The 24,886-nt window shown below is 40.8% G+C and carries 21 protein-coding genes; 2 read left to right on the top strand and 19 right to left on the bottom strand.

Annotated elements, in window-relative coordinates; all coding sequences use genetic code 11:
• Positions 1 to 29: 29 nt before the first annotated feature.
• The 19 genes from PBT90_RS06500 to PBT90_RS06410 form a co-directional block, all read right to left on the bottom strand.
• Positions 30 to 1,331 carry a nucleotide sugar dehydrogenase gene (locus PBT90_RS06500; RefSeq protein WP_270132237.1) on the bottom strand — a complete coding sequence of 434 codons (1,302 nt, stop codon included), beginning with the start codon at positions 1,329 to 1,331 and terminating at the stop codon, positions 30 to 32.
• A 263-nt stretch (positions 1,332 to 1,594) separates the two neighbouring features.
• Complete coding sequence (locus PBT90_RS06495; RefSeq protein ID WP_270132235.1) at positions 1,595 to 3,319, bottom strand: capsule assembly Wzi family protein; 1,725 nt, start codon at positions 3,317 to 3,319, stop codon at positions 1,595 to 1,597.
• A 39-nt stretch (positions 3,320 to 3,358) separates the two neighbouring features.
• Complete coding sequence (locus tag PBT90_RS06490) at positions 3,359 to 4,222, bottom strand: glycosyltransferase family 2 protein (RefSeq protein ID WP_264809567.1); 864 nt, start codon at positions 4,220 to 4,222, stop codon at positions 3,359 to 3,361.
• Between the two features lie 2 nt (positions 4,223 to 4,224).
• Entirely contained in the window at positions 4,225 to 4,980 is a 756-nt protein-coding gene (locus PBT90_RS06485) for a glycosyltransferase family 2 protein (RefSeq protein ID WP_264809566.1), read from the bottom strand.
• A 5-nt stretch (positions 4,981 to 4,985) separates the two neighbouring features.
• Entirely contained in the window at positions 4,986 to 5,741 is a 756-nt protein-coding gene (locus PBT90_RS06480; protein ID WP_264809565.1) for a glycosyltransferase family 2 protein, read from the bottom strand.
• Positions 5,723 to 6,925, bottom strand: a complete 1,203-nt coding sequence (locus PBT90_RS06475; protein WP_270132230.1) for a hypothetical protein — start codon at positions 6,923 to 6,925, stop codon at positions 5,723 to 5,725. Before PBT90_RS06475 ends, PBT90_RS06480 begins: the two co-directional genes overlap by 19 nt.
• Positions 6,922 to 7,908: a glycosyltransferase family 2 protein gene (locus PBT90_RS06470; RefSeq protein WP_270132227.1), complete on the bottom strand. Its 987-nt coding sequence runs from the start codon at positions 7,906 to 7,908 to the stop codon at positions 6,922 to 6,924. The genes PBT90_RS06475 and PBT90_RS06470 overlap by 4 nt, the downstream gene beginning before the upstream one ends.
• A 3-nt stretch (positions 7,909 to 7,911) precedes the next feature.
• Positions 7,912 to 9,000 (bottom strand): Wzz/FepE/Etk N-terminal domain-containing protein, encoded by a 1,089-nt coding sequence (locus tag PBT90_RS06465; protein WP_270132224.1) that lies wholly within the window; start codon positions 8,998 to 9,000, stop codon positions 7,912 to 7,914.
• Between the two features lie 53 nt (positions 9,001 to 9,053).
• Positions 9,054 to 9,920, bottom strand: a complete 867-nt coding sequence (locus PBT90_RS06460) for a glycosyltransferase (RefSeq protein ID WP_270132220.1) — start codon at positions 9,918 to 9,920, stop codon at positions 9,054 to 9,056.
• Positions 9,917 to 11,062, bottom strand: coding sequence for a polysaccharide pyruvyl transferase family protein (locus tag PBT90_RS06455; protein ID WP_270132218.1), 1,146 nt, complete (start codon positions 11,060 to 11,062; stop codon positions 9,917 to 9,919). Before PBT90_RS06455 ends, PBT90_RS06460 begins: the two co-directional genes overlap by 4 nt.
• 1 nt (position 11,063) lies before the next feature.
• Entirely contained in the window at positions 11,064 to 11,915 is an 852-nt protein-coding gene (locus tag PBT90_RS06450; protein ID WP_264809558.1) for a nitroreductase family protein, read from the bottom strand.
• Positions 11,916 to 12,118: 203 nt separating this feature from the next.
• Complete coding sequence (locus PBT90_RS06445) at positions 12,119 to 13,573, bottom strand: lipopolysaccharide biosynthesis protein (RefSeq protein WP_264809557.1); 1,455 nt, start codon at positions 13,571 to 13,573, stop codon at positions 12,119 to 12,121.
• A gap of 54 nt (positions 13,574 to 13,627) precedes the next feature.
• On the bottom strand, positions 13,628 to 14,242 hold the full coding sequence (locus tag PBT90_RS06440) for an acetyltransferase (RefSeq protein WP_264809556.1): 615 nt from the start codon (positions 14,240 to 14,242) through the stop codon (positions 13,628 to 13,630).
• A gap of 63 nt (positions 14,243 to 14,305) precedes the next feature.
• Entirely contained in the window at positions 14,306 to 15,625 is a 1,320-nt protein-coding gene (locus PBT90_RS06435; RefSeq protein ID WP_270132213.1) for a UDP-glucose dehydrogenase family protein, read from the bottom strand.
• A 19-nt stretch (positions 15,626 to 15,644) separates the two neighbouring features.
• Positions 15,645 to 18,251: an SLBB domain-containing protein gene (locus tag PBT90_RS06430; RefSeq protein WP_264809554.1), complete on the bottom strand. Its 2,607-nt coding sequence runs from the start codon at positions 18,249 to 18,251 to the stop codon at positions 15,645 to 15,647.
• 171 nt (positions 18,252 to 18,422) lie between these two features.
• Complete coding sequence (locus PBT90_RS06425) at positions 18,423 to 18,896, bottom strand: ArsR family transcriptional regulator (RefSeq protein WP_333482159.1); 474 nt, start codon at positions 18,894 to 18,896, stop codon at positions 18,423 to 18,425.
• A gap of 160 nt (positions 18,897 to 19,056) precedes the next feature.
• Positions 19,057 to 19,428 (bottom strand): hypothetical protein, encoded by a 372-nt coding sequence (locus tag PBT90_RS06420; RefSeq protein ID WP_270132209.1) that lies wholly within the window; start codon positions 19,426 to 19,428, stop codon positions 19,057 to 19,059.
• Positions 19,425 to 21,848, bottom strand: coding sequence for a penicillin acylase family protein (locus tag PBT90_RS06415; protein WP_270132207.1), 2,424 nt, complete (start codon positions 21,846 to 21,848; stop codon positions 19,425 to 19,427). Before PBT90_RS06415 ends, PBT90_RS06420 begins: the two co-directional genes overlap by 4 nt.
• Positions 21,849 to 22,000: 152 nt before the next feature.
• On the bottom strand, positions 22,001 to 22,573 hold the full coding sequence (locus PBT90_RS06410) for a DUF2911 domain-containing protein (RefSeq protein WP_270132205.1): 573 nt from the start codon (positions 22,571 to 22,573) through the stop codon (positions 22,001 to 22,003).
• Positions 22,574 to 22,936: 363 nt separating this feature from the next.
• On the opposite strand from PBT90_RS06410, the gene PBT90_RS06405 reads away from it, so the two are divergent.
• Together PBT90_RS06405 and PBT90_RS06400 are read left to right on the top strand one after the other, a co-directional pair.
• Positions 22,937 to 23,971: an endonuclease/exonuclease/phosphatase family protein gene (locus tag PBT90_RS06405; protein ID WP_270132203.1), complete on the top strand. Its 1,035-nt coding sequence runs from the start codon at positions 22,937 to 22,939 to the stop codon at positions 23,969 to 23,971.
• Between the two features lie 102 nt (positions 23,972 to 24,073).
• Complete coding sequence (locus tag PBT90_RS06400) at positions 24,074 to 24,868, top strand: thymidylate synthase (protein WP_264809548.1); 795 nt, start codon at positions 24,074 to 24,076, stop codon at positions 24,866 to 24,868.
• Positions 24,869 to 24,886: the final 18 nt, after the last annotated feature.

Here is a 24,886-nt window from a genome sequence, read left to right as displayed (position 1 = left end):
TATATGGGAACACTTATTAAAAAGATAGATTAGAGCCGAGAATCTACTTGCCCCTTCTTCAAAACCCCTTTCACATCATAAACCACTTGTTGATCAGATTTTTCGATTTGAAAATTCAAGAATTCCTTATGCGCTACTGCCAAAATCACGGCAGAATAAGAAACCAATTCAAGTTTTTCACCGGAAATGATCTCCACCCCATACTCATGCATTACTTCCTCTGCATTTGCCCATGGATCATAGACGTCCACTTCCATATCGTAAGTTTTTAGCTCGCGGTAGATATCGATCACTCTGGTGTTCCTCACATCTGGACAGTCTTCCTTAAAAGTAAAGCCTAAAATCAACACTTTTGCATCAATCACTTTGAGATCTTTGCGCATCATTAGTTTGACTACCTCTGTAGCCACATGCTTGCCCATACTGTCATTAAGCCGGCGGCCTGCCAAAATGATTTCGGGATGATAGCCTAGCTCTTGCGCCTTCTGTGCCAGGTAAAATGGATCTACGCCTATGCAATGTCCTCCTACTAACCCCGGTTTGAATTTCAGAAAGTTCCACTTGGTGCCTGCCGCTTCCAACACCTCATTGGTATCAATATCCATCAAGTTAAAAATCTTCGAAAGCTCATTTACAAATGCAATATTGATATCCCGCTGGGAGTTTTCTATTACTTTGGCCGCTTCTGCTACTTTAATGGACGAAGCTTTATGTGTGCCAGCAGTGATTACCGTTTGGTAGAGCTTGTCTACAAAATCAGCAGCCTCTGGAGTAGAACCTGAAGTCACTTTCAGAATCTTAGCTACGGTGTGCTCTTTGTCCCCAGGGTTTATGCGCTCTGGCGAGTATCCAGCATAAAAGTCCTCATTGAACTTCAGCCCTGATCTCTGCTCCAATACAGGCACACACTCTTCCTCGGTCACTCCTGGGTAAACCGTAGATTCATAGATCACCACATCGCCTTTCTTCAGATACTTGGCGATGTTCTCAGATGCCTTCAACATGGGCGTCAGTACCGGACGATTATGCCTATCTGTTGGGGTGGGGACAGTGACTATGTAAACATTGCAATCTGCAAGATCCTGAGAATCATTTGTAGGATACAGCCCAGTTAAAGCTAAGCTAGAACTATCTTTGGCAAGAACTGCCTGCAACATTTCGTCCTCAACTTCAAGCGTTTTGTCCCTTCCTGCTTTCAGTTCTTCTACTCGATTCTGATCTATATCAAAACCGATCGTAGGATATTTTTTTGCAAATTCTACTGCGAGGGGCAAACCTACGTAGCCTAAGCCAATGACAGCAATTTTAATATTTTCTAACTCTTGATTCATTGAATGTTAATTGTTTGGAGGAAAATTCGCAGCAGCAGAGTTTCCTTATAATTCATCATTTACGAGATACAGCTTCGCCCTGTCAGTCCCAAAACTTAGCCCTAGAATGCTCAAAAAAGAACTACTTGCCTCATCAATCACAATGCTTGGAAGTAGGCTTAGCTCTGAAATAAAAAGATTAATTTGATCTAAATGAGTACCAAAATTACTCATTTCAAATAGAGGGCAAAACTAACAGAATTTGTAAGAAAAAAAATGAAGAATTAATTCTTAGAGCCGCCTATTCTATAGATCAAATCAACAGATCCATAAAATGCAAAGGGGTTATATCCCTGTGGAAAATCACTTGATCCACCATCTCCTTTTTCCCATTGATAATTAAAGCTTTTGATTAGCTGCGTTTTCCCGCTGATAATAAGGTTGTTCCACTGCTGATCCCATAAAAGACCTAAGCTGAAATCAATCCAAGGGCGTCTACTCTCTACTTGTCCAAAGGAACGGTAAAAGAAGTCTTGGTTATTTTCTAAGCGTTCCAGAAGTATCCCTCTTTTGTTTAATCCCTTGACCTTAGCTATTTCCAAAGTTTGCACATTCGATCCTACGCCACTACCTACGCCAAGAGTTTGTCCATAATTCACAAATCCTCTGGCCAGTCCATGGGTGTGCCAAGTCTGGTTTCCGATCAGGCCCGGATACCTTGCATATCGATTTACAGATTCTTGTTGATGGGTCAGCTCGCCCCTTACTTGTATGTATTCGTCTTTTTCTGACAGGCCAAAAACTTTCTGGAATCCAAATAAATAAGCTCTCGCATGCTCAGGATTCAAGATAAAATCCCTCCAATCGTAGGAGTGGTCTCTCCTACCAAATTCGCCGTAAATTTCAAATTGACCCTTTGGCACCAAATACCGAAATGAAACAGTGACTTGCTGATCCTGTCCATTACTGTCATAAATTACGGAATTGCCATTTTCAAAAAGTGTCTTTTTCTGGAAGACTTCAAAAATAGGGAAATACCCATCAAAATCCTTTACCCTATACTTGTTGTACTGCTGAAATGTACGGTTAAATCCTAAAAACAAATTTGGTAAAAAAGACGGATTATAGGTGATGTGCATTCCATTCAGGTATCGCCAGTCCCCGTCAAACTTCCTAAAATACATACTATTGTATTCCTCATTTTGACTGGGCGCTAAACCGCTATTTTCCAGGCGGCCCATAATAACCTGAGCCTCAAAATTACCCGCGAAAGTACGCAGTGGCTTTCTTGTAGTTAGATGTATATGCGGAAAGCCTTGTGCATTGTCGCTAAATATCAATGAATTAAATTGTCCTGGACCCCACCAAATATTCTGGGTAGAAATTCCCAACGCTATGGGACCCGCTACTAAATTGGCACTGGACTGCCCCCACCAAAATTTTGAAATGGCTTGATCGCTAAACCTTTCGGGATTATCTCCATTGTTCCAATAAAAAAATCTGGCATATTTCTGTCTGCTGGTAAAGTTCGTTCCAAACCCTTGGTAGGATTTGTTCTGCGCAAAAATATATTCAGGTTGGAACTGGACTTCAAGCAGGTGAAACCGTGCATAAAAACCGGTACTAAGGTAGGTCTGCAAACCTACATTGGGAACCATGAGTTTATTGCCCCATCCGTAGGGCATTTTGGTATTGATTTCCGTGGTAGCTATTAATGGCAGGAACCTGAACTGGACATTCTTTTTTTCTACTGGCTTCTCTCCCTTCCAATAATTTAATACAGTTTGAACGGATTCGTTGGAATCTTTTGGCGATAAAAAAAAAGGCCTTAGCTGGAATGAATAATCAGCAGAATATTCTCCCTGAAGCTGCTTTCTTCTCAAAAATTCCTCTAAAACCGGTGTGTCTGCATTTAGAATTTGGGCATCCCCTGTATAACAAAGGTTTAATAAGCATAGAATCAGTAGAATCCCTCGAATATGCTTGATCGAAAAGCTATCTCTCCCCACTCGTATTAATATAAATATTCCCCATCTCCTTTATAACCACTACTTTCTGCCTGGATCTTTACCCAAATAAACTCTCACTGACTCCATAGCTTCCACCCACCTCATGCGCTGCTTGATAAAGAAAAAATCAACTTTCTGAGAAAAACTAATTCCAGGAAGACTACTGATGAGCGCTATGTCGTCTTTTCTTATTCTGAACTTGCCTAATAGCTTTAACCACATAATAAAAGAATTGTTACTGGCTGGTAATCTTCCCCCGAAACGTAACGCTTTAGTTCTAAACGATTGCCAACTACCTCTAGCTGGATGCCCCACCTTGAGCTCTGGACAGTATAGGATTGGAAAACCTTCATTCACTCCACGATTGCAAAAGTCCGCATCGCCTCCGGTCATAAGGCTGGCGTTAAACCCTCCAATTTTTCTCAGTACTTCTCTATGTACCAGTAAGTTTGCAGTTACCCCAAAATTCTGAGTAGCTACATAGTTTTTATTGGGAAACGCAAATACCTTTTCAAATTCCACATACCGATTGGAAAACTCAGAAAACAGCTCAATTTTCCCAGCAAATAGCCCAGGCGGATTGCTTTGAGTTATTTTTTTCGCCTCCGCTATCCAGTCACGGTCAGGGATACAATCCGAATCTGTAAATAATAGCGCTTCACCTTTTGCCTTTTGAAGTCCCTTGTTCCTTGCAGCATAGGACCCTGGTTTCCCCTCTATATTTATAGCCAGCGGGAAGGAATAGGGCCTTGTCAATGTGGTCTGGTCTGTTGGATCATTATTAATTACAATCACCTCAAAACCAGTAGGATCAATTTGCTCCTCCAGTGCATCCAGGCAAATCTTCAAACGAGTCCAATCTCTATAGACAGGGATAATGACTGATATAAGAATGGCTGACAAGACTATTTCTTTGCTTTGTGCAGGTAAGTTTTAAGCACCCCAAAAACTGCGTAATGGGAGAAGTAATAACAAGACTGAAAAAAATTCAAATGCTCAAACTCTCGATAAACTCTCCATTGGTACTTAGCTGCCTTCAGTTTGTTTCCAGAAATGGAATCGCCCCTGAGCCTGTATTTTGCCAGAGGTTTTTGTATGGCATACGCATAAGGTATCTCTTTGAGGATTTTCAGCCAAAGAGCAAAATCCTGCCTTTTGGAAATTTCAGGCATATATACTTTGCCAAGCTGATCCGTGTCATACATGGCCGTAAGACAACCTATGGAACAAGTTTTCAGTAGCTCCTCATGCGTAACCTTTGCAGGCACTTCATGCTCACCTATGATCTCCGTCTCCCGAAACTTATGGTAACCTGTAAAGGTAAAGGCATAGTTATTATCCTGCATGAACTTCACTTGCTCTTCCAGTTTGGTGGGTTCCCATAAGTCATCACTATCCAAAAATGCAATATAACGCCCCTGTGCTTTTTCAATCCCCCTATTTCTACTGAGGGCAGCGCCAAGGTTATAGGAGTTTTCGTAGATATGAATTCTGGAATCCAATTGCTCATATTTATTCAAAATATGCATTCCCCGATCAGTAGAATAATCGTCGACTAGGATCAACTCCCAATCCGAAAAAGTCTGGTTCAGTACAGATTGAATGGTATCTTCTATATGCGAATAAGCATTATGTACCGGGGTGATTATTGAAACTAGCATTAAAATCAGGAGATTGAATTAAATCCTTTTAGAATTTCTTTAATAGCTTTAAACAGTGAGATGGATCTTTGAGGTTTCAACACTTGCTTTATCAAAAACGCAAAACCAAGGCCCAAATGTATAGAATCTCCATATAATCTTCGAATTAAAGCGCCCTTGCTTCGAAAATAATTTTCATCCAAAATCTTGCCTGAGCTTTCTAATGGATGGCACACGATATATTCGGGCACATAGTAAATGGACAGTCCTTTGTTTAAGGCATCATTTAGAAAAATCATTTCTTCTCCGCTTGGGTATGTGGCACCTAGACCGAAATTTTCATCAAACCGAATGCCTTCTTTTCGAAGCCTCTCTGGCCTCACTACCATCTCAACGGAAGAAACTTTGAAAATGCTACTCCGATTATGCTTAAATGTTTGGGTTAAATATCCTTTGTAAGGTTGTCCTTCTGGCGTTAATATCTTGAATGTGAGTATGTCAGCTTCAGGATATTGCTTAAATCCATTACTAATTTTTTCTTGAAAATTTTCACAAAATGTAACATCATCATCAGCTATCAAGGCAATTTCGGCATCTGCATGCTCTATCGCCCTGTTTCTACTTTTAGATAATCCACGCTCATTAAATGACAGAAAACGCACTTTGCCCCTGGTCTCCTTTGTATCACTGGAATTTTGTGATATAACCACTGCAGGTACGCCCAAATCCTGAAAAGGCCTTGGATCTGGATTCATGGTAGAAACTAAAACCTGAAAATCCATTTATAACTAGTAAAATAATAAGAAAGCCCTTTGGCGGCCAAGCCCAATATTAATAAAGTGGCCGGTAATCTATGTCTCACAGCTCCCAGCAAGTGAAACTCAAAAAAAGAAGACATGCCTACATAAAGTAGAATGTACATCAGCCACAAACCATGACCTTTGATATATTTCACTGATCCTAGGCAAATAGTCAAAATCACTAATAAATAAATTCCATCTGCAAAGTAAGCCAGCTTGGTCCAGAATGGAATGAAAATAATCACCGGAAATGGTGCCAGTAAGAACTGTAGAAACAAACCCGGAAAATCAACAATGAGGTCAAACCAATTTTCCCAAAATACTTCTGGGTAGCTCACACCAGATTCGAAGTAATTCATCCGCTGGATATTGCGAAAAAGCGCAAGACTCTTTGGGGAGATCGGAATATTCAGAATAGCGGTAGAAAGGAAATTTAAGCCTAAAAATAAAATGGGTACGCTGACAATTACTATTGTAATTAAAGTCTTTCGACTAAGGCTAAGCTTACTAATTAATAAAAGGACATAGACAATGAAAAAATAAAGTAATAGCTGTATCCTTAGAATTCCAGCTAGAATCACTCCCAAAATCAGGAAAATATTGACTCTATTTTTGCCTGTTAGACCGTAGAAAAACAGCCCTAATGCGAGAACGAAATAACTTTCGCGCAGTGGAGTAAATGAGTAAACAATCACTGATGGCATCAATAAGGCTAATATCAAATAAAACCTTTGGACCAGTTGATCCTTTATCTCATAGGTTCTGTTGAATGCCCCTGCTAGAAAAATAATCCCTATCTGAAAAAAGAATACGTTAAATAAAAAGTAATTGAAAATCGATTTCAGCGACAGCCAATAAATGGGGATCGCAAGAAATTTATATCCGATTTTTACGCCTATGGATTGATTGGAAGGCGTCACTCCTGTTTCCAATATCTTGGTAAACAAGTTAGTGTCAGGAAAATATGGAATCAATCTTACCTTAAAATCAACTAAGCCAATGAACAAATAAAAAAGCAACAAAGCCAGAAAGTACACATTGATAAACTTCCTGTCTTCCAATAGAACTGCCTTGGCAATGCTGACCAGGATTAGGTACAGTAAGATAAAGTAAAGAGGCAAAGAAAGTAAATCCCAAAATTCGATATTTTGATAATAAACTTTCAATGGTTTAACTTCTCCCTGTTTTGCTTACTAAACACTTTGTACACAGCAAAACTCAGGTATTTCCTCAATCGGCTAGGCTTTGTCAAAACTTTAGAATATACCCTCATCAATAGCTGCAATCCTCCTTCAGGCTTTGCTTTATGCGAACTACCGACGAACATCCGGTTAATTACTGCCAGATCCTTGTCGGTAAATACTTCTTCAAAGCGAAACATCAAATAAATCATTAAACCTGAAGTTTTTCGAAGATCACCTGCTGTCAGAAAGCCATCCAGCTTTTCCAAATATTGGATTCCTTGGTCAAGTATGAATCTTCTCTTCTCCAGATTCACTTGGGTATGATAAGCAGACTTGCGGTAATAGGAAGTAAATCCTGCAGAGTAATCAATACTAAATTGCACCCCAGTAACGGAAAGGGCTCGAACATGCAAATCCACATCTTGGAAGCGCATTAACCGCTCATCAAATCCACCTATTTGCTCATAAAACTCCCGCTTCCATAGCCCGCTGCTTCCATGCCAAGGTATCCAATACCCTAAAAACATGTCACGATATCGGGCTGCGTCCAAATTTAAATTTAAGCTGGAAACGAAAGGGGAAGATTGCGCAATGGAATGTTGGAAATGCGCAGTAGAAAAAATCTTCAAATCCTCTTCTTGGTAGGAATGGCACCGCACTTCTATGCAATTCTCCGACAACAAATCGTCTGCATCTAAAAATACCAAATGCGTACCGGTACTTTTAGACACCCCAAAGTTACGACACGAATTTGCACCTTTTGGAAGGTAGGCAGGTCTGGAGAGCACGGTAAACCTGGATTCTTCCTTAGCAAAGGAATGGGCCACAGCCAAGGATCCATCCGTAGATCCATCATCTACGAGTACACACTCCCAATTGGAGGCACTTTGATTTTTTACTGAAGTTAAAGTCTCAGCAACTAACGCTGCATTGTTGAAACATGGAATGATAATGGAGACCTTCAAATCTTAAGATTCAGATTCCCTGTGAATTAGATAATACTGTCTAATGTACAGTGCAAAAATCAATATCATCCCAACCACTGCCCCAAGCATAATCGTCAGGGCTAGCGTAACAAGTAACTTTGGAGAGCTAGGACTATTGGGAATAAAGGCAGGCTCTATAGGTGAAAAAATAGGTTTTTGGCTATTCAATTTGATTTTTGCCATTTCAAGCTCTTGTGCTATAGTCCTGTAAAGTTCAAACTTTAGGCTATAGTCAGCGTTCAAATTCTGCTCCCGGGCTTTCAGGCTTTCTAGATAAATCCCTTGATTTCGTTCTCTGAAAGTAGCCAAGGCCGTCTGAGCCTCTTTGAAGCCTTTTTCACTTTTAAGATATTGGGCCTCCAAATATTCGACCTGCATAGTCTGCTTTTCCTGAAGATACTTTGTAGTGTACTCGATGAGGTAGTTTTCCACTAGCTTTGAAAACTGATAAGCTAAGTCAGCCTCCGGCATTTCAGTGCTGATAGTTAGTAGTCTTCCCTCGGGTGATGCTTGGATTCGCGTAGAAATCTGACTCAAAACGTACATTTCCAAAGGCTGGTACATAAGTTTTTCATCGATTACTTTTTCATCCACGCTATCTACTATTTGAAGGGGGCTACTTAAAATGGAAGTGGGTCTTTTGAGGAATTTATAGATGCTGTTTTGTGGCTTTACCTCCACCATGTATTTGTAGAGACTTACCGAATCTTCATACAGTTCCGACTTTACCCTGGAGTACATAAGCTCACTCAAAAAGGGCTTGCTTTGTAAGATCATAGGGTAAAGTGCAGGATCAAGAACATTTTGCTCAGCAGAATTCCCCCCGACCGAAATTCCCGCCGCTAAAGCCAGAGAGCCAAGGCCGCTAGATTGAGCGCTATTTTGTGATTCTACGAGAAGTATGGAGTGAGTTTCATAAGAGTCCGGTGTAGTCACATAATAAGTCCACCCAAAAAGAATAAAAACCCCAATTGTAAGGAACAAGACCAGCCTTTTAGCTTTTAACAAACTAAAAATATTCACTAGTGTGAAATTATTTTGTCTGAGAATATTCTCTGTCTTTTTATCCATCGGTGTTCATCTAGGTCTTTACTTTTTACTAGAGGTCAAATACCCTGCAAATATTATGTTCTTTCGGCCTGTTTCCATTTGAAATCAAGCAGAAACATTTCTTTCATACCAATACATTCCACATACCAAGTAGCGAAAAACAGTTGGGATTTTTCTTTTACACTGAGGTTTTTATAGGTGAAAATTTTGACATGCGGTCTCACAAATCGAATTGTAAAATTAAGCTTTTGGAAAAAAGTATAATCCTTATAAAACCTAGTGTACATCCCCCCTATGGTTCTCTTTTTCTTTTTCACCATTTCAGAAAGATTTCTTCTGGCTGGATGTTTAATTATCACATTTTCTCCATAAATGATCTTAAAGCCTGATCCTGTAGCCCTTCTCGTCCATTCAAAGTCTCCACCCGAAAGGAGAGTTTCTGCGAAGTCTCCAATCGTATTAGGTACTATTCTTCTACAAAAGAGATTGGCGGTAATGCTTTGCTTATGCTGCTCCACATTTCTTTTTTGATTAAATGAAAAGCACTTTTCATAGAGATAAGTCAGTCTATCTCCGTCACTCGGCTGATAAAGCTCCACTTTTCCTCCAACTAAGTGAATATCTGAATTATTAAAATATTCTAATGCATTAGCAATCCAATTCGGTTCTGGCAAGCAATCTGAATCCGTAAATCCGATCAATTCCCCCTTAGCCAATTTCAAACCCAAGTTTCTAGCAGCATATGAGCCTTTCTTACTCTCATTTACTATTCGAGCATTATTAGGGATCTTAAATCTTTCTGGTACAGAAGTTTCAGGAGAGTTATTGATAATTAAAATTTCAAAAAAATCAGCACCGCAGGTCTGTACAGTTAAAGCCTCCATACAAGCAGATAAATCATCCCAGTCCCGAAAAGTAGGGATAATGATAGAAAGTTTCATTTATCCACAAGCACTGAAGTGACCTCATACCACATTTCCTTAGTCCTCTCTTTCTGGATTAGGGTATTACTTTGCAACTTAGCAATGATTTCTTCCCTCTTGGCAGGATCCAAAATCAAATTAATTTTGCTTTCCAAATAGTTTTCATCTACCGATACCTCGCAAAGCCCCTCTTGGTAATCATAATCCTTTAAAAGCTCTTGGTATTTATGACTCCAGCCAGTAGAAAGGCTAGGCACACACTGGGAAAGAGCACTTACCAATCCATGGAACCTTGAGGTCACTACTGCTTTAGAAGCACCAATAATTCCTTTTACCTTCAATGGATCGTCCTCTCTGATCACATCTATTCGATTCCCTAATTTGGAATTTACTAGATCTGATATTTGACCATCTTTTCTACTCTCATGAATCAAAAAGAAGGGAGATTCTCCACGGTTCTGTAGAATACTAACAACAGCTTCGAGATATGATGGATAAAGATGATTTTGGTCCTCCTTATCAGTTTCCAACATCTTTTGATTAGGAATAATGGCAATTCTATTCTGATAACTCCCATTATTCAACGAATGTCCCGGATGCAGTAAATTAGTAAAATCAGGAGCCAACCTTAAATTTATTGAATTGCTCGTAAGACCGTTAAGGTAGCTTAAAGATTTTTCATCCCTGGCAAAAATCAAATCAGCCTGATTTAATATAACCTGCATTTTCTCTACTAAGTCTTGGGATGTAAATGGTCCAAATGCTTGCGGCAATAATATAACTTTCTTTCCTTCTGCTTTCCAATTACGAATATGATTTGCAGAGCGCTCACCAGCCTTTTTAGCACCCCACTTATCTCCAAAAGCGAAGCCAGAGCCATCTAAAACTGCAGTAATCTCTTGATCAGCCACCATATTTTTACTCCGTAATAAAGGCTTAGGAAGAATATTAAGTATCGGTGAAAGATTGAATCCAAATTTTTTAAAGTTAGTTTTCATCAGGATACCATTTGAAGCTAATTTTTCCTTCGGTGTCCTAGATCCTGCCTCCATGGCAAACTCAACTTCTGGAATCCGTTGCTTAAGTTCTTCAATGATGGCATGAAGCATCAATTCTGCCCCTTTATTTACAAACTCAACTCCTCTTAATTCTATTATCATTTTAATTATACATCCTGATCTTATCCAAACTTCTTTTTTCAGAGAAAGCTACCATTCCTTCTGGGTCTGGGTACCCTACCCCTATACACATGATAGGTCTTTCATAGGCCTCTAAGTTTAAAAACTTACTCATTTCAACCTCCCTTTCTTCTATGTCAGGCCAGTTAATCGGACAGCTAGACAGCCCTAGTGTTTCCAATGCTAACATCAATGACATGTTTGCCAAAGAGGCGTCTATATAAATAAGATGCCTATCCCGCTCATCAAAATAGGCTTCCAGATTACCAACCACCACAATAAAGGTCATAATAGAATGAGCATATCCCTTAGTACCCATTGGAAGTGTAACCGCCTTTTCGAGCAAATGCTTATCGTCCAAAACCCGAAAAGAAAATGGTTGTCTATTACATGCACTAGGGGCTTGAATCGCCGCGAGAATAGCCTTATCTATCAAATCTCTAGGCACTTCCTTGTTTAAAAACCACCGTACAGACCTTCTCTGCCTATTTAATTTGTAAAATTCTTCATAGGTAATGGATGAAAAATCAGAAGCCTTTCTAAGATAAGGAGTAAAGGAAATATCATGAGTACTCTTGAATCCTGCAGAATGTTCACTTTCCAAAAATCTAGCTTTCTCCACATCTATTATGGGATGGGATTTGACCACTTCAAAGAATGAATTCAATACATCCCTACTCCATTTCAATTGGAGATCATCGGCATATTGAGGATTTCCGTTCTTTACTCCTATATAGCAGTCTACTGTTTCACGTATATACTCCGCTGCAAAAACATCCCGTCTAGGCTGCATGAGTAGGCCTTTTTCTAGACGATGCGTATTCCTTACCAGCATGAAGTAATTAGATTTGGTTACCCTAGCCTCATTCAAGTGTTTAACTTTTCCTGATAATACTGCTTGGAATTCCCTACGAAAGCCAGGGTGGAAGAATGCATAATAGACTCCAGAAAGAAAAGTTGAACGATAAAACCAATATGGCATTACCTCTTTGACCAATTTATCTTTTTTAGATTTTACTTTTCGAACGATTTTATAAATCATTTATAGGTAAGTGATTTTCGAAGTTTAATTTCAAAATATTGTTCTTTTAGTTCATTCCCCATCATTAGCCAAACTCCTCCGAAATACAATAAGGTCATTAAAAGACCTACAATCATATAATTAACATTCAACACATTGTAAAGTATAATACCTGAGGTAATACTGACGAAAAGGCAAGATAGCGTTACTTTAAGCGATGCAAACAAATCTAAAATATTTATATCGACCAGTTTTTTAAGGTAAATCTGTGCAATAAATACACTGGCAATTTTGTTGAATAAGACTGCATAAGCCCCTCCTACTATACCAAAGTAATAAATCCCCACGCTGATTGCTGGAAGAAAGACAAAAATGCTTTTAAGAAACTGAATCATAAATTCAAGCTTTGGCTTTCCCATACCTCTTATCAATACTGTATTGCTGTTGACCATCATATGAAAAATAACAGATAAGGATATAATCTGTAAAGGCAAAATGGTAGCCTCCCACTTTGTTCCAAAAAAATTAAGAACTATAGGACGTGCTAAGACAAACAATAATCCCATAATAGGATTGATTAAAAGACTATTGTATTTGACCACGTTTAAATAATATCTTTTCATCGAACCCTTATCATCTTGAGTCTTCCCATAAATAGGATACATCACCTTATTCATGATAGACATTAATTGGCTCCTAAAGGTATCTGTGAGCACAAAAGCCAATGTATAAGCTCCCAAAGCACTTGCACTTAATAATTTTCCAATGAGTAGATAATCGGCTTTGTTTATGAGATTATTGACCAGATTGGTACCAGTGGTATATATTCCAAAACCAAAAATATCTTTAAAAGCAGCTTTAGACCATTCAAAACTCGGAATCCAGCGAGTCGCTCTGAAATAAAGTGGAACAGCAATCAGAAAGGTAGCTAATGAATTAAAAACTAATGACCAAACTCCAGCTCCTGAGAATGCCAAAATCAAAGAAAGTATACCAGATGATATAGAAGCTGCATTCTCGATAAATGCTGCTCTTTTGAAATCCAAAGCTCTTAATAACTTAGCTTTATGAACAAGATTAATAGGACTTGACAATATCCCTAAAGAAAGAACAGGAATAATTTCAGTAAGAATGGGCTCATCATAAAATTTTGCTGCTAATGGGCTGATTACAAAAACCATCAATTGAAATATGATGAGAGACCATATCACCCCAGTCCAAAACGCTGTATTGAAGTGTGTAGCTTTAACTTCTTCTTCCTTTCGCTGGATTAATGCAGCCCCAAAACCAAGGTCATTAAATACCTCTATAAAGCTTGTAAATACTACTGCCATTCCCACCAAGCCAAACTCCTCTGGTAAAAGGATCCTAGCCAATACAAGCTTGATCATAAATCCAAAGGACTTATTAATCAGAACCTGCAAAGAGTTCCAAAAAACTCCTGAAAGAATATTCCTTTTTTGGCTTTTCATTTAGTGTGAAGAAGTATCACTTTTCAATAGCTTTTTTCAAACATCAATTGAACCCTACTCAATTACCCGTGCCGGAACACCAAAAATCCTAGAACTTCTTGCCACACGCTTAGTCACCACAGCCCCTGCTCCCACAATCACCTCATCACCTAACTCTATTCCCGGTAAAATCACTGCTCCCGCTCCTATTCTACATTTCTTGCCGATTTTTGCCCCGCCGAGTAGCATGGCACCGGGCCCAACCTCACTGAATTCACCGACCACAGCTTCATGATGAACATGAGCTCTTGTATTGATCAAAGCTCCTCTCCCGACAGTAGTAAGTGGCCCTATAAAACTAAATGGCATGGCATCAAAATTCTGATTCGTAGTCATGGAATTTTCTTTGGAAACGCAATTGATTCCAAAAGCGCTACCGCCAAGAGAGGTTAATAAATGAAACAATTTTTCGCGGAAAACCGGATTCCCAACCCCTAAAACAAAACGAGGGTCTTTTTTCAATTGGACTTTCAATTCATCCACTGACACAATTAAAAAATCATCTTCAAATAAGCTATTCGATTGCTCAGGATCTTCATCAAAGAAAACTAGCTCACCTGAAGGAAATCCTTGTGAAAGCAACACATGCTTCACTTCTTTCCCATGTCCTCCAGCACCGGCAATTACCATATAACTAGATTAGTCAAAACATAGTTATGCCCTTGAGAAATATTCTCAAGGGCAATGCTAATGTCAATTAGTACCGATGTTGAAAACTTCAAAACCTAAAGTCTTCAAGTACTTTTTATCATAGATATTTCTACCATCGAAGATCACTTTGTCCTTCAAAAGCTTCCCTACTACTTCCCAACTTGGAATTCTGAATTCAGACCATTCTGTCACCAAAAGTAGTGCATCTGCATCTACCAAAGCATCATAAGCATCTGTGCAATAAGTCACCTTATCGAAGATATAGTGCTCTTTTGCTTCCTCCATGGCCACAGGATCGTAGGCTTTGACTTTAGCGCCAGCTGCTCTCAATTCGTCGATAATAACTGCTGCCGGAGCCTCGCGCATATCGTCGGTGTTTGGTTTGAAGCTCAAACCCCACATCGCAAAGGTCATCCCGCTCAGGTCTTCACCAAAATGAGCCTTCACCTTATTGGCCAGCACATGCTTTTGGTCGTCGTTCACATCTTCTACAGCCTGAAGAACCCGAAGGTCATAGCCATATTGCTTGGCAGTCTTGATGATCGCTTTGACGTCCTTTGGAAAGCAAGATCCACCATAACCCACTCCCGGGTAAATGAATTTGTTCCCGATTCTTGGGTCTGACCCAATCCCTTTTCTCACCATGTTGGCATCAGCACCCACTTTTTCGCAAAGATTGGCAATGTCATTCATAAAGGAGATCTTGGTGGCCAGCATGGCGTTTGCCGCGTATTTGGTCATTTCCGCAGATGGAATATCCATGTAAATGATGCGCTCCCCACTAAGTTGGAACGGTTTGTACAGGCGCTTCATAATCTCTTCCGCACGCTCATCATCAATTCCGATCACGATTCTATCCGGTTTCAAAAAGTCCTCGACTGCTGCGCCTTCCTTCAGAAATTCAGGATTAGAAGCCACTGCAAAAGGAAGGTCAGAAGCTCTCTTATCCAATGCAGATTTAATGGCTCCTCTCACTTTTTCCCCAGTAGTGACAGGTACTGTACTTTTGGTAGCGACTACAATGTAGTCTGTCATCTTCTGACCGATTTCATCTGCTACTGCCAATACATATTTCAAGTCAGCGGACCCATCTTCACCCGGAGGTGTTCCTACGGCTATAAAAGCAACCGACGCACCCTGAATCGCTTCCCCTAGATCGGTGGAAAAATGTAGTCTTCCGCTCTTATAGTTACGAACCACGATTTCTTCCAATCCTGGCTCATAGATAGGCATTATGCCTTTCTTCAAGTTTTCTATCTTCTTTTGGTCGATGTCCACACAGGTGACTTCGATCCCTACATCCGCAAAGCATGCTCCAGAAACTAGGCCCACATAGCCTGTACCTACTACGGCAATTTTCATAAATTAGTGGCTTTTAAATTTAATTTATTAATCGTTCTACTAATATTCCAAGAGTAGCCAGACTGGATGCAAGTCCAATCCAAGCTGCTGCATTCATTCTGTTTTTAGTCGGTTTTAGAGGGACCACTATTTCTGCCCCTGGCTCTAGCGAAGGGTAAAAATTAAGCCCCAAGAAATTATGTGTCCTTTTCGCATCGCCATTGGCGTAAATCACATAGGTTTTGGATTTTCTGGCTCCCTCGGTAAATCCTCCAGCCTTAGAAATGTAATTTCTTAGACTATTATCTTTGTCAAATCTGGTGGTTGTCGGGAGCAAAACCTCTCCCACCACTCTTACAGTTTGTAATTCCTTTGGGATCTGGATAATATCTCCCTCCTGTAAAAAAAGATCTTCTTCTGACCCTGGATTTTGCATAATTTTTTCCAGGTCGATACCCACTAAATCCTGTTCTTTTATCCGAACTTGATTTATCGCAGAATCCAATAACAAGGTGTCTTGCTCACTTTCCAATCCACGAAAAAGCAGCTCTTTTTCCTTAGCTCTTTCCTTTAGGATTCGCTCCTTTTCGTGCTGCGCTAATTTCTGATCAATCCTACTGTACAGCAGTTCCTCTGCTTCATTGATAGTTCTGTTGTTTTCGGGGCTGAGGTTATCTTTAATTTCCTGAAGGGTTTTTTCCCGCCATTCTTCCTCAGTTAACCCTTTGTAATAGACTGTTCGTCTCACCAAACTAGCACCTTTGGGATAAGCAAACTGTGTAAGGCCACCTGCCCGATTGATAACATCAGAAATCCGTTCATTGGCTCCAGAAATGGCAAAATCCCCAGGATAGGTCACCTCCCCTCTTATTGAAACCAACTGTTCCTTTTCATAGCCAGGACTCCTTCTGATAAAAACATGATCAAACGGCTGCAAACGCTGATTTTTTTCCTCTTCCGTAAGCTGAAGCGAAGGATCTATAGAAATGGTGGAAATCTCTGCAATTTTACCAGAAGATGAATCCCTTACTCTTCGAGCAATCTCAATAGAAGAATTGGAAGCTGATTCTAATAACCCGCCAGAGCGAATGATTAAATCTCCTATGGTCATCTCCCTCGCAAAAGGATAGGTACCGGGATAATTCACCTCTCCGGAGATTTTCACATAATATTCCTCTTGAATATCATATCGGCTAGGCACAAAAAGTAGATCTTCATTTTTTAAGACTACATCCTCCACAGTACCGTTCAATATACCCTGGAGATCTAAGGGCTCGGCAGCCAAAGTCAAATCATCACTTGTCCTATAAAGTGTTGCTCTGGTGAGAAAAGCCTCAGGTCTTACACCCTGTGCCTTTTCCAACAGTGATTTAACGGTAAACTCACCTTCTTCAAGAGAGTATTCACCCGGTCTATGGACAGAACCGGTAACCTGTACCCGATTGGAAAACCGCTCCAGCGCTTCTCCAATTAATATTTCATCCCCATCTTTTAAAGAAAAACTACCAAACTCTGAAGCGGGTACATCTACCACCTTGCGCTGGTTATTTTCAATCCTACGCACAGTCACCCTGTCTCTATACGCCTGACTGGTAAATCCTCCAGTGTACACATACAGATCTTCAAGAGACTCATCCCCTTTGACTTCAAAGAGTCCTTCTCTTCTCACAGGACCACTAATTTCTACACGCTTCTCTACCGGTGGTACTATGACCACGTCATTGTCTTGCAGGGTGATGTTTGAGTCTTGAATTCCTCTGGAAAGGAACTCGTAAATATCCACTGTAGACACCAGCTTACTGTCTCTATAAACCTGGATTTTCCGGAAAGCACCGTTTTCATTTGGCCCGCCAGCTGCATACAATCCATTAAAAACTGTAGCAAAAGAGGGCAAGGTGTAGGTGCCTGGCTTGGTCAATTCACCCACCATGGACACTTTGATTGATCTAATATTCCCCAATCGCAATTGGACAAAGGTATTGGGGTTACTGCCTGATAATCCTGAATAGATGCGGGATAATGCGGTTTTCACCCGGACTGTAGCCGCTTCAATGGTAGATCCTCCTACTTGCAAAGGTCCTACATTAGGCACAAATACCCTTCCCTCTGGAGAGACTTCCAAATCATATGACTGCTGAGATGCTCCGTATACATCCACCAAAAGCTGGTCTCCAGCACCTATCACATAGGATTGCGGGGTAGGAATGTTTAAGCTAGGACTAAAATCCAACTGCCGATTATGAAAAAGCTTGTAACCGAATATCTTTTTCTGCTTGGGAGTCAGGTCATAATAGGGATCTGACCTCCTTAGCGAATCAAACATATCGGGTTGCAGCTGCCCATTGATTGACCTACCCTCTCCTGCCCCCTGAAGCGTTCCTTGAGGTGAAGCGCTCATCTGCAGGTCGCTGATTCTCTTCGAAAGCTTACTGGCTTCCAAAGCTGGCATTCCCCTCTCCCTAGCGAGAGCTTCCAGCTGAGAGGTGGTCAGGCCATTGGCTTCGGCTCTTCTGACCAACTGCTCGATCTGTGCATCTGAGAGGTCATCTACTTTGAGGTTTTGGATATCCGAAAGACTTTGGCTGTAAGCCAAAGAAGTCAGCACAAAAAACACAGCTACTAAGAAAATCCCTCTGAGGAAATTCAAGCGACCATAATATTTCAAATTACTACTATTAGCGTTCAAATCGTTTTCTCCTTATTGATTGAGATGCGCAATTTCTGATTTTTTATCTAATCTCACTAAATTTAATACAGCTTCGCCCTTTCAGTCACATCAGTGCCTAGCTTTAACTACAAAACCGCCATGAGTGCCTGCTTAAGCTCCCACTTCCTTATCAAACAGAACCAAACCTGTGGAAAGCATCCTTTCAGCTAGCAATGTCAGTACCACTTTTCGATCAATCATTTCCTCTATCTTATTCGATAGATTCAGAATATAGCTCTCATTGAGGTTATCTCCGGTAACCACGACGTCTATTTTACCCGAATCGATACCTTTGGAGAGATCACCAACTAGAATTACTTGACTCACTTCCCCCATACGATCCAGTATCTGCTCTAGCAACTTGTCTAAGCCTAGATACTTACGGATAATTTCTTGGATATTGAAAAAGAAAGGATGATTTACGTTTGCCCGATAAGCGATTTTGTTTTTCTCTGACTCTTTTACCAGGAATCCTGCTTGTGTAAGATTGTTCAACTCCTTACGAATCGCATTAGTGGATTCCCCAAACTCATCAGCCAATCCTCGCAAATGGCCTTGAGTCTTTGAGTTGACAAAAAACTTCACAAGTAACCTTAATCTGGTCTTTGAGGTAATCAAGGATTCAAGCATAAAAAGTCACCTAATAGTGAGTAACAAAGGTACTCATTCGGTTGATTTGGAAAAACTAATCCTATCCTTTTGGACCTACTTTTTTCATAAAAATAAAGCTGATTGGACTTTACCTTTAACCCCTATAAATATTATCAGGCTGCTTTTTGAGCAACTTACGAAATAAGCTTCCCGACCATGCACTGAACGCTCCAAGTATAAAACCTAAGATGCCCGTTGCTGCAAATAGGTACAGCTCCCCTGCTAATCCCATAATCCCGGCCATATGATTCGGTAGGTCAGAACCCGTGGTAATCCCAATGTAGTAACTATACCCTAACCAGGCCAACCCCATGCCTAATCCTCCAGCGAAAAACGCCCCAGCGCCCTTTTGCCCTACCAAAACTGCTGCTACGAACACCACTACCATCACCCCCCAATAGGGGATAAATGGATTGCTCAAAAGAACGATTAGTGCAGTCAGAAAAACGAATAGAATAAACCTCATTTGCCGCTTGATAATTTAGTTTGGAACAACACTCCTTCTGATACTTCTTTATCCCTTATTTTAAAATCTAAGTACTCCCCATTGGCCCATTTGCCTATGAAGTTATTATAATACTTACTGCCTGGATTTCCAGATTGTCCACCTGGATATATGCCGAAAGCATTGATGTCCTCACCAAGCTCTACTACCATTCTCCAACTAGCCCCATGACGGCTACTGGTGGCATTGAGCATGCCTGCTCCCCCTCCAGTGTACACATTAGCTTGGGAAAAGGAGGTGAATTGGGGAACCAAGTGCTGGATCGTAGTTTTCTTATAGTTTGCCCAGGCCAAATCCCCCTCTTTTTCCTCCCATTGTTTCATTTCACGAATAAGTTCTTGGAAACCGTTTTTGACATGATCAGATGCATCTTCTCTTTCTGAGGTGTTTTTCAAATCAAAAACATCCCCTTCTGCTTCATTTTTCAAAAACCAGACAGTCTGATAATAGGATGGTTTTACCACTGCCCCTTTGATCTCATTAAATTCCTTCCAGATGAGATCATAGGTCTTTCGCCACCACACATAAAATAGCGTTGGGCCCTTTTGGTTAGGGTCCGCATAGAAATCCCAGTCTTTCAGAATCTCTACGTATTTTTTGGCGGCCTCATCTCCACTGAAGTCCTCGCCCAACATGTCTAGCATAAGTGGTAAAGCCTCAGCGGCATGAAGGTAATAGTCATCAAACTGTAAGCTTTGCATATCCTCCGCCGTGATCGCTGTCATTTCGCTCAGCCGCTGATTCAATCTGCGGTTTCGGTAAAACTCATAGCTGTTGTCAAACACATAATAGGGATACGTGGAATCCGTAGGGTGCTGATTGGCAGAGGCCACGAAACCTCGATCAGGATTGAGGGTGCTGGCATTATGCGCGTTAGGAATATAGCCTTGCCATTCCATACTCGGGTCAGCTCCATCCATAAAAAACTTACCTTGACCTTTCCACTTCAACGGAAATTTCCCTTGTACTCTCATGGCTATATCGCCATCTTTAGCTGCGAACACAAAGTTCTGGGCAGGAGCAGTAAAGTGGTTCAAGGCGTTGTTATAGTCTTCATGATTCTTGGCCTTATTTAGCTGCAGAAAGGTCTTTTGTTCATTGGAGCCTTCATGTACATTCCATTTCAAAGCAAAATTCAGGTCTTGGCGATTAGCATTGAAACTTCTATCATACACCACTGGACCGTAATGGGTATAAACCACAGTATCCAAAAATGCTTCCTCTCCTTTGACTTTGATTTCTTCTACTCTGAACTCTGTAGGCCTCCATCTATCTCCGTATTTGTAAGCAAGCCTAGCTTCGTCTTGAAAGGTGATTTTATACCAATCCCTGGTATCCCGCGTGGCATTTGTCACACCCCAGGCAATAAACTCATTGAAACCAGAAATAACTCCCAAAGCTCCAGGTAAGGTAGCGCCTTTGACTGTATGAGCTGGGGTGCTCAGCTGCATGGCATACCATAGGGAGGGCAGGTTTAAACTCAAGTGAGGGTCATTAGCCAAAATGGGATTACCGCTCTTGGTTTTTGAGCCCGATACTGCCCAATTATTCGATCCCGTCCCTTCAGTAGGCTGAGGTAGAGGCGGTAATACCAATGCATCATCAGGGTAATCTATACTGTCGGGAGTTACTACCGATTCGGGATTAAAGCCCCATTTATGGCCTTTTTCTATAATGGGATCCACTCCTATGGGATACTCTGGAAAAAGCTTGTTAAGCATCTCATCTCCTAGTGCCTTGCGAAGGTTAGAATACTCCAAATCCCGGTCTCCTACGAGCATGTCTGTCATGTATTTCAACAAGAGAATGGATTTGGAGGCAGTCCATTTTTCAGGTCTGTAATTTAAAATCTTATACTCTACGGGTAAATTTGCCAGAGATAGCTCGGCGATGTATTGATTGACTCCATCTGCATAGGCCTCCAATAGAGCAAGACTCCCAGGATCTTCCGCAGATAAGTATTCCATGGTTTTATCCACTCCGAAAGCAAGCCCTTTTCTTCTGGTCATTCGATCTAGGTCAATAGCCATGGGACCAACGATCTCTGCAATCCTGCCGGCAGCAGCCATAGTTTGAAATTCCATTTGCCAAAGCCTATGTTTAGCGGTGACGTACCCCTGTGCACGGTACAGGTCTGCTTCATTTTCCGCAAAAATATGAGGGATTAGATTTTCATCATAGACTACACTCACATCAGCCTGTAAGTTATCCAAGTTGATTTCGGCTTCTGCAAGCTGGTCTTCAGAATAGGAATTTTGCCAAAATCCATGAAACGGATCCAGCAAGGGAGCAAGTGGCGGAATGGCTCCAAAAGGACTGATCACAGCTACGGCCAAAGTCAAAGTAAGTCCGAAAACTATGATGAAACCTAAATATTTCATGAAAGAAACTGGGTTGTTTGGACGAATTTAGGCTAATCCATCAATTTTTGTCCTAGACTGGGCAAACTTTTGACATCAATCAAAAAAACCTTCGATCTGAGACCGAAGGTTAATATTCAAAATTGATTGAAATGATTTTGTAAACTAGAAATTTACTGGATAGTAATAGGAAGTACCAGCTTCTCCCAGCGAATCACCAAACCGGGATTTTCCAGATCCATGGACAATCTTTCCTGATTTTGCTCTACCCACTCTGGCATCACTTCTACCCGCAACACATCATTTTCTTCATCATATTGAAAATGCCCATGCTCCAGGTCCCATTCAGAATTAAAGATTACAGTCCATGAACCCGTTTCTTTGGGAATAGTGAAGATGGAATATTTCCCAGCAGAAAGCGTCTTCCCTTCCACTGTCATATCTTCAGCTAACTCCACATAACTGGCTTCATTGGCACCGGTTCGCCAGACTACGTTGTAAGGAACAAGGTCGCCCCAGAGTGCCCGGCCCTTAACAGCTGGGGATCCATATTGAACTTTAAAAGCTTTCCCCGCTACAGTACCGTCTTTCACTTCCAATGGTGAAGGCCGCTGTTCCTCAGCTTCAGCTGATTCGTTAGAGATCGAATCATTTGCAATTTCTTCCTGATCCACGGGTTTTGGTCCACAGGACACAATAGTCATCGCAAATAGCACGGCAAATAGAAATGAGTGGTAAGTTTTCATTTGTGTATAGTTATTAATCAAAGGTAATATCCTCTACCAATCTTACCCGCACTTGGCAAGTTCGATTCGGAAAAATCCAGTTTTGTTGTCAATCAGCAAAGCATGTGTAGCGCAAACCATTCTGATCGTATGTACGAGTGATTTTGATTTGAAATAATGTAATTATTATGAAATTGGCAAAATTACTGCCAAACCTTGATTTGAATTAAGCCATAAATTCCGGGGTACTTCATCATTTATAGAAACACAGGTATACGCATTTACAAATTCTTTGGTTCAAAGATTGCTTAAATACAGCCAAAGGTACATCAATTTTTGGTCGATGAGTTTTACCTTGCTTTCTTGTAGGATCAAACACAATTCATGAGAATAATTACCTGGCTGATCTTTGCCATCTCCATCCTTTTGTTTTCCAGCGTTTACATTTCACCGGAATATTTCTCCTACGTGGGATTGCTACCTTTTTTCATTCCGGTAATACTCCTGTTGAATGTCTTTTTATTGGTAATCTTGATTTTATCCTGGAGAAAACTGGCTTTTCTTCCGGTGATCACCTTGCTGATCGGCTATAAGTTTCTGGTTATTTCTTTTCAGTTAAACCCAAAAAATGACCAGGCGAAAGGGCTTAAAATACTCACATTCAACGCCCATATGTTTCGCTACGAAAGCAGCAATACAGAATCCAATGTACTCGCTTGGCTACAAGAGAATACCGCAGATGTCAAGGCTATTCAGGAATTTTACCAAGACAACACCACAGCTTCCAAAGACGCTGTCAAGATCCTAGGACAAGATTCAGATTACAAGGTATCTTACCATGTAAATGAGGGTAATCCGGAAAAACGATCAAATGGACTGGCCATTTTCTCTAAATATCCAATAATCAACGATGGAAAAATCTTTGATGCACAGGGTACCAACGGGGCGATTTTTGCCGATCTCAATGTAAATGGAGACACCATTCGTATTTACAATGCGCACTTGGAATCCATGCGAATCGACTCAGATGGCCTGGAAAATTTAGATGGGGTAAAACAAAATTACCGCCAGACTCTGGGAAAGCTACACCGCGGATCCCTTGCCAGAAGTAAGCAGCTCAAACTGCTTTTGGAACATATGAATAACAGCCCTCACCCCCTGATATTAATGGGTGATCTGAATGAGATCCCCTACTCATACACATATTTCAAACTGAACGAAAATTATGTCAATGCCTTTGAAATGGCAGGTCGGGGATTTGGTTTCACCTATAATCGAATATTATTCTTCCTAAGAATTGACCATATTTTCTCCAGTGAAAACCTACAAGCTATTCAATACAAAACCCACAGAGAGGTAGATTACTCGGATCACTATCCCATCACGGCTACCTTTACCTGGGAGGGCTTGGAAGAATAGAAAGGCATATTCCCTTTGAGGGGTTTGCCAAAAAAAAGAAATGAATTCAATTAATTTGCCTTTCTCCTTAACTTGCAACACCTAATACCGAACTAAAAATCCATGAAGCAATACCACGATTTGATGCAGAAAATCCTCGATGAAGGGGTAAAAAAGGAAGATAGAACCGGCACGGGCACCTTAAGCATTTTTGGACATCAAATGCGGTTTGATCTGTCTGAGGGTTTCCCGGTAGTGACTACTAAAAAGCTGCATTTAAGATCCATCATCATAGAGTTACTTTGGTTTCTCAAAGGGGACTCAAACATTGGATACCTGAAAGAAAACAAAGTTTCGATATGGGACGAATGGGCAGATGAGAACGGTGACTTAGGCCCCGTCTATGGGTATCAATGGCGGCATTGGCCTGATGGAAAAGGTGGAGAAATCGACCAAATTAAAAACCTCATTCATCAGCTCAAAACCAAGCCGGACAGTCGTAGGCACATCGTTTCTGCCTGGAATGTAGCGGACGTGGACAACATGGCACTACCGCCCTGCCATACGATTTTTCAATTCTACGTAGCAGAAGGAAAGTTAAGCTGCCAGCTGTATCAGCGAAGTGCTGATGTGTTCTTAGGAGTTCCTTTCAATATTGCCTCCTATGCCCTATTTACTATGATGATAGCGCAGGTTTGCGGATTAAAGCCAGGTGAGTTTGTGCACACTTTTGGAGATGCCCACCTTTATTCCAACCACCTGGATCAGGCGAGATTGCAGTTGAGCAGAGATATACGTCCTTTGCCCACCATGAAAATCAACCCAGATGTAAAAGATATTTTTGAATTCAAATACGAGGATTTCGAATTGGTAAATTATGATCCTCACCCGCACATTAAGGCAGCTGTAGCTGTTTGATAAATTCAATCTTACTAA

This window comes from Algoriphagus sp. TR-M9 (genome assembly GCF_027594545.1).
Taxonomy (GTDB): domain Bacteria; phylum Bacteroidota; class Bacteroidia; order Cytophagales; family Cyclobacteriaceae; genus Algoriphagus; species Algoriphagus halophytocola.
Note: the sequence above shows the minus strand (reverse complement) of the source record. Positions and strands in the feature narration are given on the sequence as shown.